Consider the following 16,215-nt stretch of genomic DNA (forward strand, 5'->3'; position numbering starts at 1 on the left):
GATAATTACTTATACTCCGGCCATATTTCATACGGGTTTACTTTACGAAGGAAATCTCATAAAGCTTTATAATTGAGAAAAAGAAAGATTGGTATCCTAATATTTTAATGAGTCTATGCTAGAGTTTTATAATAAAAACGACTTCACACGTTTATTAACGTACCATTTCGTAATTAACTTCTTTTACAACTCCTTTTAAATCAGCAGCCAATTTTTCAATATCACGTGAGAAGATTCGATCTTTTGTAATTGTTGGAACAGATTTTCTAATTCTCGAATAAAGTTTCGTTGTTTCTGGAGCTAACTTACTTACACCTCTAATATCAGCAGCCTGAGCAGCACAGATAGCTTCGATGGCAAGAACCCTTCTACTATTTTGAATAATTTGATAAGCATGGCGAGCAGCAGTTGTTCCCATACTCACATGATCTTCTTGATTAGCAGAAGATGGAATAGAGTCTACACTAGAAGGATGAGCTAATGTCTTATTTTCCGAAACTAATGAAGCAGCAGCATATTGAGTAATCATTAAGCCTGATTGAAGACCAGGGTCAGGACTTAAAAATGCCGGTAAATCACTTAGTTGGGGATTCACCAATCGTTCGATACGTCTTTCAGAAATATTTCCTACTTCAGACATTGCAATTCCAAGAAAGTCCATCGCAAAAGCGATAGGTTGTCCATGAAAGTTTCCACCAGAAATAACATTTCCACTGTCCGAGAAGATTAGTGGATTATCTGTTGCTGAGTTTATCTCAATCGATAGTTTCTCTTTTACATAATTTAAAACTTGTTGAATAGCACCATGGACTTGTGGGATACATCGTAATGAATACGCATCTTGAACTCGAATTTGTCCTTGGGTAGTGGTTAGTTGACTACCGTCAAGGTAAGAAAGAATTCGTTCAGCCACTTGTTTCTGTTCAGGATAAGGTCTTACAGAATGAGATTCTGGTGTGAAAGCGTCAACAATTCCTTGTAAACCTTCTAATGTTAGGGAAGCAATTCCATCTGAAAGGTCAGCTAACTTTTGAGCCTCCATATAAGCAACTACACCTACAGCAGTCATAGCTTGGGTTCCATTAATTAAAGCAAGACCTTCCTTAGCTTGCAATTTGATTGGTTGAAGGCCTGCTAATTTCAATGCTTCTGCACCTGACATTTTTTCACCATTAAAGACGGCTTCTCCTTCTCCAACTAATAATAGGGCTAAGTGTGATAGAGGAGCTAGATCACCACTTGCTCCTAGCGATCCTTGACTAGGAATAACTGGAACGATATTTTGATTTAAGCAATCTATTAATAACTGAAGTGTTTCTAGACGAATTCCTGAATAGCCTTTAGCTAATGCATTAGCTCTTAGAAGTAACATAACCTGGCTTACTTCTATAGGAAATGGCTCCCCGAGCCCACAAGCATGGCTTCGAATTAAATTGATTTGTAAGTCAGCTAAATCATCCTTTGAAATAACTGTGTCACTGAATTTCCCAAATCCTGTGTTCACACCGTAAATTACCTTGTTATTGGTAATGCTATCCTCCACTAAAGCTCTACTTCTTTTGATATTTTCTAGCGCGTGATCACTAATTTTAACAGCATAACCTTCATAAATAACTTGATGAATTTGTTCATACGTTAATGAGTTACCGTCTATTTGAACAAACATTCTAATCACTCCTTTTTAAATTAAAAAGTCTTATTGTTTTTTGAACATAAAAAGGGGCTATATCAAAAAAGAAACAAATCTTTTTTGATATAGCCCCCTATAAACTAAACTGAATAAACTATGGGCTTTAAATACAATTTTAAATATCTAAAACAAACATAACTAACAATGCTAAATGAATCTATACTTTAAGGTCTAAAGCTTAAAGCAACTAATGTATCTGAAACCAGTATCTCTTTATCTGAATACTTTGTCAATTGTTTTTTTAAAAAATTTAAAATTATTTATTTGAATTACTTTGAATAGATTTTTTTAGATATGGTTAAAACCAAAACCTAATGCATCATGTTCAAACCCTTTTTTGGGGGCTCCTATAGTTCCGTAGACACATACACTAATCCATTCTCCACCATAACCAGAGGAGTCAATATTTCCTCTGACAATTGAAAAAGTTAAACCAACTGTACGTAAAATATCCCCTAACTGTAAAGTCCCCCTACTTACTCCCTGAATTGCTTCCAATATGGCATGATAAAGAGCGTGGACTTCCCTATATGAATTAGCATTTATAATATGGTTATTTTTGGCACTTGTTTCAACAGCAGCAACTACTTTTGATAGCTCCATAGCCCCAACTTTTCCGACTGTATAGTTATAACCCCTTGAGTCCAGTTCTTGTTCAACTTCTTTCACCAGTTCAGTATTATGCAAGAGAACCAATAAAGAAGTTAACTTACCCATTGAAAAATTATTCTTTTGTTTAACCTGATTGCTCATAAGATGTTCCCCCTTTGTGCTTCCCTTACTACTAGATTAGTATATACTGAAGGGTATGTTAGGTGTCAACCTAGCTTTTGGTAGCGCATACATTTCTGCGTTGACAACTATTTATTCGGTAGATATACTGAATATAATTCTGAAAATTCTAGATAATCTAGCCTTTAGTGGATGAATTAAATTTTAGTTAATGGAGGATCTTAACAAAAAGATGGAAATATAAAAATCAGGTATGATGTTATTTTTTAGAATAGGGTTTTCTCCAAGAGAGTAGATCAGATACCTATCAAACTTAAAAATATTACTTATATAAGTTTATTTAGGTGTAGTTAAGTAAATAAGACAAGACTCCAATTTAGTTATTAGTTTATAGAATGGAACTTGGCAAAAAGGATATTATTATTTTTGCGAAGTTTTTTTGTATTGGAAAGACTTATAGTAACTTGGAAAGAAAAGTTAGATTATATTTTTTGAGATTTTAATAGATATTTTAAAAATCATAAAAAAACTATATTCATTCAAAACATATTTTAAATTATCTCCAACCGATCTGCTCATTTAAATTTTTAGTTTAAAGGAGAACTCTACTTATAACATAAAAATAATTAAATCATACTATTAGGAAGAGGGTTATACATGCATAGTAAAAAAACAGAAGTATCCAATGAGCTTCAAAGAAATATGAAAAGCAGACATTTATTTATGATTTCAATCGGTGGAGTAATTGGAACAGGCCTTTTTCTAAATTCGGGTCATATTATCAATGAAGCTGGTCCTGGTGGGGCTATATTAGCTTACCTCGTTGTGGGTTTCTTAATGTACTTAGTTATGCTTTGCCTTGGTGAATTGACCGTATCTATGCCGGTGACAGGGTCATTTCAAGCCTACGCAACAAAATATATAGGACCTGGAACAGGTTTTACTGTGGGATGGATGTACTGGTTAAATTGGGCAGTTACAGTAAGTGTTGAATTCACAGCATCTGGATTATTAATGCAGCGCTGGTTTCCTGATATTCCTGTTTGGGTTTGGTGTGCTATTTTTGGAACTTCTTTGTTTATCATTAACTCTCTGTCTACTCGCAGTTTTGCAGAAACAGAATTTTGGTTTTCAAGTATTAAAATCGTAACCATTTTATTATTTATTATAATTGGGGCAGGTATAATTTTTGGATTTCTTGATACTCATGGGGCAAAAAATCCAGTTCAAAGTGTTTCTACCATAATGAATAATGGAGGACTTTTTCCAAATGGATTTAGTAGTGTTTTCTTTGCCATGATTGGAGTTGTTTTTTCTTTCCAGGGAACCGAATTGATTGGTATTGCAGCTGGAGAATCTGAAAATCCACATAGGGAAATCCCTAGAGCGATTAAAAATACAGTTTGGCGAACGGTATTTTTTTATGTAATTTCCATGCTTATCCTCGTTAGTTTAGTCTCCTGGCAAAAAGCAGGATCAGTGGATAGCCCATTTGTCTATGTTTTCGACAATGTTGGGATACCGTATGCAGCAGATGTGATGAATTTTGTTATTCTCACTGCGGTTTTATCGGTTGCGAATTCAGGGTTATATGCATCCACACGAATGCTATGGGCTATGAGCTGCGAGGGATTTGCTGGAAAATCTTTTTCAAAATTAAGCCAAAAGGGAGTACCATTACGCGCATTAAGTGTAACTTTTTTAGTAGCATGTCTATCCCTCTTAACAAGCTTCATTGCTGCTAATACTGTTTTTCTCATTTTAGTATCAATTGCTGGCCTGGCTGGTATCACTGTTTGGATGTTAACTGCCTTATCTCAATTAAATTTCCGTAAAGCTTATATTGCCGAAGGAAATGATATTAATCAATTAAATTTCCGTACACCTCTGTATCCTATTGTTCCAATTACCTGCTTTATACTCTGTTTAGTAGTCATTGTTAGTATGGCTTTTGTTGATTCTCTCAGGGCTGCTTTATATTGTGGTATCCCATTTGCAATTGGATGCTATGCCTACTATTACTTACGTATTCATAAGAAAATAGATATGGAAAAAGATACAATAATATTAAAGAGAAGTTCTGGGGAATAGACCTAGTAGGAATTACATTCTTCCTTTACACAATGAATCATCGAGTAAATCACGGTATTTTTATCACTTCTTTTTGATTTTTTAGCAGGTTTTATCCTTCGATAAGATCTGCTTTTTAATTACAATAACAGACATGGAATCTTTTTTATGTGAAGTGAAAATAAAATATATATTAAATTGAAAAGTTTAGATTATGTTTAGGTTGGATAAGACTAGAGATGTCACCTTACAAGAGTTGACTAGTGACAGGCAGGCATAGTTTGTTGCCCTTCTATTGATATAGGGGGGCACTCTTTTTAACAGAAAGCAAGTAAGTAAAGGCACAATAATTATACCTTTTATATATCGAAAAAGTCTTCAGATTTCAATTTAGGATCAAGCTTCTTTAAAGCTTTCATTACTTTTTTTATAGTAACTATAGAAGGAGTATAATTTGAATCATTGCAAATTCTACTTACTGTATTCTTATTAAGTTTAGAAACTTTACCTAACTCAGTCTGAGAATAACCCTTTCTATCTAGAAATCTGCCAAGCTTACTTCTTTTTTTACCAGCACTCCACATTTTAAAAACCTCCTTTTTTAAAAGGCTTGCCACTTTTTCCTAAAAGTATTCGAATTTTTCTTAAAGAAATAGGAAATATAATTTAAATGCATCATATAATAAAGTACAAGAGAAAAATAAATAAATTTTAGTCTATATAATTATTTAGAATAATGTCGATATTTTGGGCATAATCATATAGCATGAATACAGTTAAGACCGCCTTATAAACTAATAAGTAATGGGCGGTCTTTGTTATAGGTATGAATAGTTTTTCGGTATCACAGAAAATAAAAAACAACCTGTTATGAAGCAGTCTGCTCAAGAGAAAGTAAGAACATCGCTAACAACAGCAATTCATAAATTATCAAGCCAGAAAAAACAATTTAATCCGTGAAGGAGAAAAGAGAACTCCATCTATCCTTATAGGGTCCTCTCCTTTACGGAATAAAACAATAGATAATAGTAAAGTATAAAACATAACATTTTCAAGCATAATATAAATTTCTATGCCTCTATAGAGCTACCTTTCTTATAAAAAAGGCTGTTTCACAAAATGAATGTGTAATGGAAAGGGCTAATAGGTGGGACCAGTAAGAACAATCACAAAAAGGTAGGATTTATTGAGGTAACTTCTTTTTCCGTAGTCGGTGTAATCTCCTTTGAATTCCATGGGCTGATCTACCGATTAGTTGGCCAATTTCTTGTTGAGTACGACCTTCTTGATAAAACATGTACCATAGACGGGCATCTTCCTCTTCGGTCCACTTTTTATTTTCATATTTAGGCCGATTAAAATAATCATATTTTCTTTGTTCCTTTACCCAGTCGGGTTCTGGAATAAGAGTATTCAGGGATACCTTAGAAAAATTAATCAGTTCCTTATTCTGTTGTGCCCACTTCCAAAAGGCTATTACATCAATTCCTAAAAATGTTCGTGTGTTTGCTCTCAAGATGTTATAGGGCAATTCTCTTTTCTGAATCCAGTTATAAATGGTATGAACATCAACTTGCAGGCACTCTGCTAGTTCATATACTGTAACATTTCCCAAATGAGCTCTTACGCCATGTATACCTAAACGATATAATCTAGACTCTAATGCTTGTATACTTCGCTGTAAGCGTCTAGATATTTGGTCAAGTGACTTTACTCCATACCATTTTACCAAGTATTCATCTTCTTTCTTTGTCCATCTACGTAATGACGTTTTTCGTACTAATTTTAACAGCCTAATTCGATTCGCAACAGAAGAAGGGCTCTTGCCTAAATGTTTTCCAATCTCTCGATTGTTCATCCTATTAATATTTACCTTTAAGAAAGTATCTTGGTCAGGGGACCATTTTTTGCGTATGCCATTCTGGTTGTTGCGAAGTTGTAGTCGTGAGACCCGTTTATTAACCGATTCTTTACTACGATTTAAACATTCGCCAATTTTTTGGAGTGTCATCCGCCCATATTGTTCTTTTAGAAATAAATCTTCTTCCTTCGTCCACAGTTTTTGATTTTTAGTCACTATATCTCCCTCCAATTCGCGACTTAGATGTATAGAAAGCTACGTATAGAGAATAGTAGTGAAGATGTTCATCTTACCTCAACAGAGATTAAATCCTGTTTCCTTTACCTTTTTATCCATTGGACATAGGTTATCACTTTGTTTAGTCTGTTTTTGTCTAATTTGTCAGTGAAACTATAAACAATAGTTACTTTTTCTTTGAGTTCTTATTTTTGATACTCATATACAACAGGAACTTGATCCATTTTGACCGTTTTGGCCACCACATAACGACGGTATCCATCTTTTAAGATCTTTGACCCTTTTTCAATCGTCAACGGCTCATCGAGGCGCCCTGTACGCTTCACAAAATCGATCACCTTTTGTGTTTTTTCAGGGTTTGGGCGTGTCTTTAAGAACGCTTCAGGAACGATAATATCATCAAAGTTCAATAGATCCTGAGTTCCCTTCGGTTGGTTGGATAGTGTTGTCTTTTTTTCCTCAGTCTTTTTCTCTTCTGTAGGCGCTTGTTGTACTTCTGGCTGAATAGGCTTTACTTCTTTCTTCTCTTCTTTTGCTACAGGTTGAGAAATAGGTTCTTGTACTTCTTCCTGTGCAGTAGATTCCTTGTTCTTTTGGGCTTCAGAAGGCACAGATGCTTCTTGTTTAGGTTCTTTTTTCTCTTCTGGCTGATTCTTCTCTTTATCATTTTTATTTGGAAGAACGGTAATTTGAAAACAGATGACCCCTACTTCACCAGGGCATTCATCAATGGGAATGTCTAACGTTGGTTCCCCTTGAATTAAAATCTTTTCATGCATGATGCTTTTCTTCGTGAGCCCCGTTTTATTAAAGGCTTTCTTCGCAACAAACACCGTATACGAAATAAAGGTACTCTTCTTTAATCCTTTAGGCGCAGATGGTGATCCTTTTTCACGCATATCAAAGGCAACGTAGCGATCGTACTCTCGTAGTGGTCCTGTGGCTGATCCGGTTAACGTAATTTTGTGTGGCATAATAGTCTCCTCCTGCGTAGATTATTAGTTATTGTTTATTTAGAACACAGTTCTAAATAAACATATTCTATTGAAACATCAGCTTCTAAGAGATTTCTACTTTTTTTGATTAGGAAGCTGTGTCTTTTAACTGATTATGGTTATGCAAACATTCTTGTTCCTCTGGTGTCAAAGCTTGTCCTAGGTCTTGTTTTACCTGAGCTATTTCAAACAAACTGTACGTAGAACTGTGTTCTTGCAGCAAGTCCCCTTCTTCTGGTGTTAGCTCTTGTCCTAAATCTTGCTTCAACTGAATTATTTCAAGTTGTTGCTCCACTGTAACGTCTTTTTCTTGTTTAGGTTGGTCTGGCTGCTGTTCTTCTTTTAACCAATCTGGAACAAGTTCTTTACGGATAATTCGTTTTGGTGTAGCCAATAGTGTTTCTTTGCTTTCGTTATGTATAACTTCTTGTTGGTTTGCGTATACTGATGAATAATCCTGGTCTTTAGGCTTTGTTAATTCATAGAATTGATTTTTCGCAATTTGATAGATTAATCGACACATATCCCGTAGGGATAATGGATTGCCTTGTTGATTGGCTTCATGGACATATTTATCTAATCCAACAATGGTTGAATACGCAATTTCATGTACTTGATCTTTCTCAATGTTAATCTTCGTATCTCGTTTGACTGCTTTTGCTGCATTTTGAATACGAGCATAAAAGTCTTGTAGTTGATGCCCATATTTACCTGCATAGACTTGATTGACTTTTTTAGGCACACCTTTGATATAAGTGAAGGCCTGTGAAACAGATATTAAATGATTATTTATATGATTTACAGGTAAATCAAGGTTAATAAAGGCATCAGGTGATTTATCCGCCTCTAAGCTTGGTATATCAACGTTTTCAGCACTTTCTGGAGACGTCACAGGACGTGTCACAGGAGTGGTCATTTCTTCTTGTTGAAGCGTTTGTATACCTGTTGTATCATGAGCAAAAAAGATTTCGTCGCAAATTTGCTGAAAGTTTTTATGACTTTTAAGGACAAATACATAACTGTCAGGATGAGTACCTGTTGCATCCTCTTTAATGTATCGGGCCACGAGTATAAAAGGTGTCGCTTTTAACGAACGTACAAAACGAGAAACGGTACTTTTTGAGACGTTAAATTTCTTCATGAGCGTTTCAGACCGTATGGCTTGAATGCCCGTTGCCACTAGGTTATAGATGACGTGATCGAGCATTTCCATTCTTTTTTTAGGAAATTCTTTATGTATAGCTGATTGTTGTTGTTTAAAGTGGATACGAAGATTTTCTAAAAACTCTTCTTTCTTTTTACGTAGTATGGACTTGTTGGTCCATAACCATTTGAACCGTCCATTGAAGGTGTCTACATCTTTTAAATAACAGGTTAATATTTTTGTCATTTGTTCATCTTCTCCTTTAAGGAACACAAAAAAGACACTGTTTCCCTGGGAAAAGGAAAACAATGCCTTGATTTTGATGAACTAAGCCCTTGAAATAGATGTCAATTTCGTATAAAATAAAAACATAAGTTTTATTTTATAGAAAAACTAACTCTATTAACAAGAGACTTCGACAAGTGTTTTCCCTACCGTAATTAGGGTGAACGGTTTAAGAGTGTTGCTGCACTACTTAAACAGTTGAAGTCTTTTTTCTATTCCGGACATTTTTGTTAGTTTAATTATAGCGTTAAGTAGTCTTATAATTCAATAAAAAATTAGTAAAATATATCAAAACAAGTATATTTAGCTACGCAGATGCCATATTAGTGTAGATATTGAGTCCATCATATATGAGATTTTTAGTTTTGGGGAGGGGAAATTTTTTTCCCCTCCCCAATTAGCTTAGAATGTGTTAAAATTGTTTTTTTACGCCAAAAACATTTAGATTATGTAAATCTTCAAATGATAACAACCGTTTTAGTAGATGGAGACCGACCATATAAATAAAAGAACCCTAACGATTAATTCGTTGGGGTTCTTTTATTTACCAAATAGTTTTGAGAGGAAGCCTTTCGGTTCTTGTTGTTTGTCAGCATGAAGCTGTCGCATAGTATCTATTAACATTTGATCACGTTCAAGTTGTCGTTTTTCACGCTCTGCTGCTTTTTCTTCATTAGTTGCCGCGGTTTGTCGCATTACTTCAGCCATTGCCTGCATAGCATTTGCCATTTTTTCATTTTGACGTGCTAAATCTTCATTTTGCGATTCCAGCATTTCAACTTTCGTTAAGATAGTTTTATATGCTTCAGTTAATTGTGTCAAAACTGGAGCATTCTCATTTGTTTCCCCTTCAACAACAATATCATGACCTTCCGAAGCAAGCAAAGCACGAATATAGTCATTAGGATGACCTTCGGCTTTCAGGTCTTCTATAAGTGACAACACAGGAAAAATAGATTCTCTGTATTTCTTTGTCCGGCCTTTTCCGACAGTGTGCGGTTCTACAAATTCCTTATATGTATGCAGCCAATCATAGACACTAGACCTTGAACGCCCTAATTTGTCTGCTATTGCCGTTAAGGAATACACTTTTTCGTAATCCATTGCAGAAAACCTCCTTTGAAAAATACATCATGACATAATGATAACATAATAGAAACGTTTTATACCGTACAAAACAACATTTTGAACAAATAAAGACATTAAGAAAACAAATAGATTCGTACAAAACGACATCTTGTACATCTTTCTGGCGAACCTTCGGACAAATGACATCTTTAGTTGAACTTGTCGGAGTGATGGTTTAACTTGTCCGGGATGTAGTGTGCATGTCGGGTGAGTTAAGTTCACCTTAAGTTAAACTAAAACTACCTTTAGTTTAACTTAAGGTGAACTTATTTAGGGATGCAAAACGTAGTTTATATTCTATAGCGATATTTATCTTTATTAAATGTGAAATTGACACATCTTTAAGTACAAGCTTCGGATTAAACACAGGTTAGTTAATGTACAAAAGATAAGTAGTAGGCTGTTGGAATATGGGATACTGTAAGTTAAGGTTAGGTTGTAATTAGTTATTTCTGTAAATAAGTATAATTATAGGTATGTTAGAGGAGGGAGCTACATGAAATTACTGAACAATAGTATAACTAGAATCATTACATTTTCTCTTATAATTGGTTTGATCCTTGCTTTTTTATTTACCATAAAAGGTTTGCTGTTACAATTCTTAGGAGCAGCACTGCTTATCGTTGTAGCAATTATTTGTATTCTTTTATTTTTTACTATCTTCGGCCCAATAATATTGGGAGTTATTGCAATTGGAGGGGCAATCTTAGGTTTTTTCTTAATTATCGGAATAATATGGTGGGTTTTTATGTGAAAAACAAGACTATTGAACGTTATTTGTTTGGTATAAAAAGTAAATTAATGAATAATATTCATTTTTGTGTTAATAAAAAACATTTATTTAGGTCAAATATAATTATCTAACAACTATAATAAATGTAAATAAAAGGATTTATGTTCTATTTGAAATTAAATGGTAGTTTGATACGATAAAACAAAAACTAATGTTCTATAAATTTAAAAAGTTCTAGGAGAATTATATGAAAAAAGTTATACTATTTAACTTCAATGGCACTATTGTAAATACGAAGCTTTTAGCAATTGATATTTTTAATGAAATTGCTAAGAAGCAAGGTTATAAGAAAATTAGCGAAGAAGAGGTATTACACTTAAGTACATTATCAATACGTGATCGTTGTAAGACGCTCAATGTACCTATATATAAGATGCCTCTGGTTGGGATTGCAGTAAAAAGAAGATATCAAACGTTTATTCCTAATTTAACACCTGTACTTGAAATAAGTGAAATGCTCAAAGAACTAAAAAAACAAGGTTATAAATTGGGCTTTTTAACAAGTAATAAGAAAGATGCAACCAGTAAATTTTTAATAAATAATTCCATTAATATTTTTGATTATAGTCAATATACATTTAACCCTTTTTCTAAATCAAAAGATATTTCAGTGTTCCTGAAAAATAACAAATTAAAAAAGGAAGAAGTTATTTATATAGGAGATGAGTTAAGAGATATTAAAGCTGCTAAAAAAAATGGACTTCTTTGTATAGCAGTATCTTGGGGGTATGACTCGTTAGACCTTTTAAGCACAGGTAATGCAGATTTTGTGGCAAAGCAACCAAAAGATATTTTAGACATTTTGTCTGGCACTTAAGAATGTTATTTATATTTGTTTTTAATTTACTATTTGCCATTATTCTGTTCATTACTCAACCTAAAGAAAATGAAGCAAACCGATGGATGATTACTTTTGCAATGTCTGGGGGGATAGGTGCATTATCAGAAGCCATATTGACTGACATTATACCAGGTGTACATAAATTTGGAGTTGAGAGTATATCCCATATATTATTTACAGCACATATCTATTTGCAATTTTTAGGTGAAGTTATTTCTCCCTATGCTATTCTAATGTATTCAATTGTTTATTCACAAATAGTTAAAGGGAAAAGGAAAAAAGCTTTAGCTTATCTGCTTTCTTTACCAATGGTTTTTATGATATTTTTCACTGACTTTCACCCAGATATAGATATTAACTTTCGCATCCTTTTAATTTGGTCTGCTCCATACTTTTTGATTGCTAGTTTTATTATGTTTTGTACATGGCGTGACGAGATAAATGTTTATCAAAGAGAGCAAAAGTTCCGAGTCTTTATCGTGCTCGTCCCTGCATGGTTAGGTGTGTTTATATTTAATTACGTTCTTAGGGCTATTGATTCACAGACAGAGTTGTTTCGAATTGTACCTATGTTTTTCTTTGGGGCTTATATATTCTTTATTGGATATATCTTTCTAAATGGTGCCTTTGGAATTAAGGTGAAAGTAGAACAACAGCAAATATTAGATAAGTCCATTCAAATAATGAATGGGGGAACAGCTGTATTAAATCACACTATTAAGAACGAAATAAGTAAAATAAAGTTTTTCTTTAATATTGCTCAAAATTCTATTGAAAAAAGAGATCTAGATGAGGCTGAGAAAGCAATTGATTCAGTTTTTTCTGCAATTGAAGGAATAGATAACATGGTGGATCGTATTAGAGCAAAGACAGAAGAAATTGTTCTGAAAGAAACAAATGTAGAAATGGTAAACTTAATCACAGATTGTGTACGTGGAGTAGAGAAAATTTTTAATGCCAAAGGTATCAAAATAAAAACTGAATTCACAGTTGATACAATATTATATGGTGATCCAATTCTTTTAAAAGAAGTAGTAAACAATATCTTAAACAATGCTATGGAAGCAATTGTTGTGACAGAAGGTTTAATTCATATTCAAATGTTCAAAATGAAAAATGGTGGAATTAGTATTGAAATTACTGACAATGGAGTTGGGATCTCTAAAGAAGAATTAAATCGTATTATGGAACCCTATTTTTCTACAAAGAAAAACATTAAAAATCATGGTTTAGGACTTAGCTTTTGTTATAAAACAATTAGAGCGCATGATGGTGAACTTTCAGTACATAGCGAAGTAGGAAAAGGGACTTCAATGATTATTAAACTTCCTAAATCTAGGATGATTTCTACAAAACTTAGCTCATAACCAAATGGGAGGTAAATCTACATGAAAGATAAAAATATAAAAGTAATTCTAGTAGAAGATGATCCTTTTTGGCAAAAAAATATATCCATGTATATTGAAAAAGAAGCAGATGATATTGAGGTTATAAAAATTGTTGATTCTAAAGAGAAAGTTCTAGAAATTGTAGAAAATGAAAGTCACATTGATATAGTTCTTATGGATATCAATTTAACAGCAGCTAATCTTGATGGAATTGAGATTATTGAAATATTAAGTAAGCAAAAAATCAAAGCAATCGCACTTACTTCAATTAGTGAGCAAGATGTTATTGTTGACTCCTTTGAATCAGGAGCAGTTAATTATATAAATAAGAGTAGTATTTATGATATTATCTTGGCTATACGTGAAGCAGTTGAAGGTAGGAATCAAATACACTCGGATGCTGCCGGAGCTCTATTAGGGAAAATGAGAGAAGAAAAGAAATTGCGTAGTCTTACATCTTCTGAAAGAGAAGTATATAACCTTGAAAAGAAAGGTTATAAAAAAAGCGATATTGCTGAACGTCTATATAAAACTATAGATACTATAAAAAAACATTCTCGGTCATGGAGACGGAAACTAAATGCTTAAAAGGGATCTTAGTATTGATACTAAGATCCCTTTTTTTGTTGAAATTAAATCCAAAAAGAAAAATAACTTTTAAGTTTAGCACATTCTTTTGTATTTGAGGAGGGGAAAAAAGTTTCCCCTCCTGCAAACGAATAAATTCCTATAACATATATTTAAGGATTATTTATCTGATATTGAATGAATGAATTTTGTTAAGTATTCTTTCGCTTCAGGAGTTAGATTATTAAACTCTTTCAAGAACGACATGTGATTAAGTAAAAGGTTCTCTGCTATTTCAATATCTTCTGGCGCCATAGTACTTAATATGATATTAATTCTTTCATCATTACGATCGAGGAGATTTAAATCTAAATTCTTAGTAATTTCAGAAGGAAGCACATCGTATAAAGTAATTCCTAAAACCTCGCAAATCTTTATCATTACTTCAAAAGAAGCAAATCTGTCTCCACGCTCAATACCACTAATTGTGGTTTGAGACGTATTAGAGAGCTTTCCTAACTCGACAGAAGTTATTTTAAGTTCTTTTCGATAATCTTTTATTTTTGTACCTATATACTTCTTTAATTCATTCATATTATCTACTCTCTTTAAGTTTTTTTTTAATTTTATCAAAGACTGAAAGTAATGTGAAATCAACAAATTAAACAAAACTAAAAAAATATACGAATTTGGTTAAAAATTTATTTACAAAATATTCGAAAATGAATATAATGTAATCAAGGAGGTGCTAGAAATAAATACCATACGAGAAAAGAGGTTAGCCAAGAAATGGAGCCAGACCTATTTAGCTCAATTATCAGGAGTCCCGCAACCAACTATTTCTCAAATTGAAAATGGGACTCGTCAATATCCAACGTTTGAAAATATGAAGAAAATCGCAGAGGCATTGGATCTTAGATTAGAAGATATTTTCTTACCAGGTCAGAAGGATATGAACTAAGTTTTTAAATACTTAACAGCTTAAAGGGGCGATGAACATGGAAGCACAAAAGCGACTAGCATTCTATGATATATCAGATGCACGGGCGAAAAGTGCCAAAACCTTTGATGGAAAGTTGTATACGTTAAAAGGAGGGATAGCAGTAGAAAAAGGCACAGGCGATGTCAAACGTGTAGCTGATATCTATTATGAAGTACGCTCAGTGATGGATCAGGCACATACCATCGTCGCCAAGCGAAGAAAAAAAGATGAGGAATTGAAGGAAGTTTTACAAAAGACCTGCTAGTTCTTAGATGCAGCATACAAGCGATTTTGAAACGTGCCGAGAGCACGAGTAAGGGAACCTTGACAATTACATATTGCGTGCCTCCCCTAAACGGATCACAAGGGGGTTAAGGTATACGATAACGATAAGGTTCGATGAGTGCGTCCTAAAACTCATCGGTGATCTAGCACCAAAACAGTGACGGTGTATCCATGATCTGTGAAGAGTGGTGGCGTGAGGATAAATCCGAAGAAGCGACAACACTCCAAACAGTAGATACACGAGGTTCTTCGTACATGCCGAAAACGTTGTGCATTATTGGGCTTAGTAAAAACTATGCATGCCAATATAGGGTTTGCCCTTCCAGCCAGAAACGGGTATATATTTCCTTTCATAGCCTTGAAAAGACAGAGATGATCGTTAAACCTATGGTAAAATATTACTCTCGTCAGGTTTCAGAATCGCTTGTTATGTCTGAATATTAAGAACAAAGGAGAATGGTTATGAAAAACAAAAAATGGTTAATTTCTGCGGTGGCAGGAATCGTTGTGGCTCTTGGAATAGGCACAGCGTTTGTCTCTTCCCAAAATTCAAGTGAAGTGAAAGGAAATGGTGAACTAGAAGAATTAAGTCCTCTTCAAATGAAGAAATTTATGAGAGAAGATGGTACAGGATTTATTATGTTCTCTTTTAATAAGGCGAATCGTGATATATACATGAATGATGTCAAACATGCAATGCAACAAGAGAACGTTGAAGGAAAGGAGCTAGATGGACATCATCCTAAATTTGATGGTTCAAAGAGTCAAAATGATTATGGCTTAGATCAACATGCTGATACTTTAGCTGCCTATAAAGATGGTGAATTAAAACAACAAATTGAGTTAGATGAATATGATCCATCACAATTAGAAACAGAACTTTCTCATTTTATTGAAACCTCAAAAGAACTGTATTTTGAAGAATAAGAGATACGCTTTGAAAGGTGGTGGTATCTTGACGATCTCCCAAAAGGAATTAAAGAAATCAAAAGACCTCGTGGAAAAGTTGCTAAAAGTGAATGGAAACAAATACAATGACTGGCTACATCAACAGCACCAACAGTTTATTGAAGAAAATCAAGATTTAATTCTTCAAGCATTAAGCGCTTTTACAAGTGAAGAAGAGGAGGAGGAAAAAAACGAACCAAAAGTAGCTGAACAAGTTCCTGTAAGACCACAAAGTATTCCTGTAACGCAAAATTAATGAAAAAGAGGAG

17 protein-coding genes are annotated in these 16,215 nt (G+C 33.7%); 9 read left to right on the forward strand and 8 right to left on the reverse strand.

Annotated elements, in window-relative coordinates:
• Positions 1–154 precede the first annotated feature (154 nt).
• Together hutH and hutP are read right to left on the reverse strand one after the other, a co-directional pair.
• Positions 155–1,666 (reverse strand): histidine ammonia-lyase, encoded by a 1,512-nt coding sequence (gene hutH / locus ACN6NE_RS29835; RefSeq protein WP_328247397.1) that lies wholly within the window; start codon positions 1,664–1,666, stop codon positions 155–157.
• Between the two features lie 312 nt (positions 1,667–1,978).
• A complete protein-coding gene (gene hutP, locus ACN6NE_RS29840; RefSeq protein ID WP_028408945.1) occupies positions 1,979–2,443 on the reverse strand; it encodes a hut operon transcriptional regulator HutP in 465 nt (154 codons plus the stop codon).
• A gap of 636 nt (positions 2,444–3,079) precedes the next feature.
• On the opposite strand from hutP, the gene ACN6NE_RS29845 reads away from it, so the two are divergent.
• Positions 3,080–4,513: an amino acid permease gene (locus tag ACN6NE_RS29845; RefSeq protein ID WP_474329099.1), complete on the forward strand. Its 1,434-nt coding sequence runs from the start codon at positions 3,080–3,082 to the stop codon at positions 4,511–4,513.
• Positions 4,514–4,851: 338 nt separating this feature from the next.
• On the opposite strand, the gene ACN6NE_RS29850 is transcribed toward ACN6NE_RS29845, so the two are convergent.
• The 5 genes from ACN6NE_RS29850 to ACN6NE_RS29870 form a co-directional block, all read right to left on the reverse strand.
• Positions 4,852–5,076: a helix-turn-helix domain-containing protein gene (locus ACN6NE_RS29850; RefSeq protein ID WP_029325462.1), complete on the reverse strand. Its 225-nt coding sequence runs from the start codon at positions 5,074–5,076 to the stop codon at positions 4,852–4,854.
• Between the two features lie 599 nt (positions 5,077–5,675).
• Positions 5,676–6,569 (reverse strand): sigma-70 family RNA polymerase sigma factor, encoded by an 894-nt coding sequence (locus tag ACN6NE_RS29855; protein ID WP_474329102.1) that lies wholly within the window; start codon positions 6,567–6,569, stop codon positions 5,676–5,678.
• Positions 6,570–6,775: 206 nt separating this feature from the next.
• Entirely contained in the window at positions 6,776–7,564 is a 789-nt protein-coding gene (locus ACN6NE_RS29860; protein ID WP_474329104.1) for a ParB N-terminal domain-containing protein, read from the reverse strand.
• Positions 7,565–7,673: 109 nt separating this feature from the next.
• Complete coding sequence (locus ACN6NE_RS29865) at positions 7,674–8,975, reverse strand: replication protein (protein ID WP_474329106.1); 1,302 nt, start codon at positions 8,973–8,975, stop codon at positions 7,674–7,676.
• A gap of 579 nt (positions 8,976–9,554) precedes the next feature.
• Positions 9,555–10,118: a helix-turn-helix domain-containing protein gene (locus ACN6NE_RS29870; RefSeq protein ID WP_474329108.1), complete on the reverse strand. Its 564-nt coding sequence runs from the start codon at positions 10,116–10,118 to the stop codon at positions 9,555–9,557.
• 520 nt (positions 10,119–10,638) lie between these two features.
• Here ACN6NE_RS29870 and ACN6NE_RS29875 point away from each other — a divergent pair.
• From ACN6NE_RS29875 to ACN6NE_RS29890, 4 genes are all read left to right on the forward strand, one after another.
• Positions 10,639–10,896, forward strand: coding sequence for a hypothetical protein (locus ACN6NE_RS29875; protein ID WP_474329110.1), 258 nt, complete (start codon positions 10,639–10,641; stop codon positions 10,894–10,896).
• A gap of 226 nt (positions 10,897–11,122) precedes the next feature.
• Positions 11,123–11,752: an HAD-IA family hydrolase gene (locus ACN6NE_RS29880; protein WP_308346158.1), complete on the forward strand. Its 630-nt coding sequence runs from the start codon at positions 11,123–11,125 to the stop codon at positions 11,750–11,752.
• An 86-nt stretch (positions 11,753–11,838) separates the two neighbouring features.
• Positions 11,839–13,143 (forward strand): sensor histidine kinase, encoded by a 1,305-nt coding sequence (locus tag ACN6NE_RS29885; protein ID WP_474329113.1) that lies wholly within the window; start codon positions 11,839–11,841, stop codon positions 13,141–13,143.
• Between the two features lie 21 nt (positions 13,144–13,164).
• Positions 13,165–13,752, forward strand: coding sequence for a response regulator transcription factor (locus ACN6NE_RS29890; protein WP_474329115.1), 588 nt, complete (start codon positions 13,165–13,167; stop codon positions 13,750–13,752).
• 159 nt (positions 13,753–13,911) lie between these two features.
• Here ACN6NE_RS29890 and ACN6NE_RS29895 read toward each other — a convergent pair whose 3' ends face one another.
• Positions 13,912–14,325, reverse strand: a complete 414-nt coding sequence (locus ACN6NE_RS29895; protein ID WP_098563037.1) for a helix-turn-helix domain-containing protein — start codon at positions 14,323–14,325, stop codon at positions 13,912–13,914.
• Positions 14,326–14,476: 151 nt separating this feature from the next.
• Here ACN6NE_RS29895 and ACN6NE_RS29900 point away from each other — a divergent pair, with 151 nt between their 5' ends.
• The 4 genes from ACN6NE_RS29900 to ACN6NE_RS29915 all read left to right on the forward strand — a co-directional run bounded on the left by ACN6NE_RS29900 (position 14,477) and on the right by ACN6NE_RS29915 (position 16,202).
• The gene (locus ACN6NE_RS29900; RefSeq protein ID WP_275212013.1) at positions 14,477–14,692 is read left to right on the forward strand and encodes a helix-turn-helix transcriptional regulator; all 216 of its coding nucleotides are present in this window, start codon (positions 14,477–14,479) and stop codon (positions 14,690–14,692) included.
• Positions 14,693–14,729: 37 nt separating this feature from the next.
• Entirely contained in the window at positions 14,730–14,978 is a 249-nt protein-coding gene (locus tag ACN6NE_RS29905) for a hypothetical protein (RefSeq protein WP_047933333.1), read from the forward strand.
• Positions 14,979–15,460: 482 nt separating this feature from the next.
• Entirely contained in the window at positions 15,461–15,925 is a 465-nt protein-coding gene (locus tag ACN6NE_RS29910; RefSeq protein WP_474329119.1) for a hypothetical protein, read from the forward strand.
• A 28-nt stretch (positions 15,926–15,953) separates the two neighbouring features.
• Positions 15,954–16,202, forward strand: coding sequence for a hypothetical protein (locus tag ACN6NE_RS29915; protein WP_474329121.1), 249 nt, complete (start codon positions 15,954–15,956; stop codon positions 16,200–16,202).
• Positions 16,203–16,215 lie beyond the last annotated feature (13 nt).

Source organism: Priestia sp. 53B2, assembly GCF_056099005.1.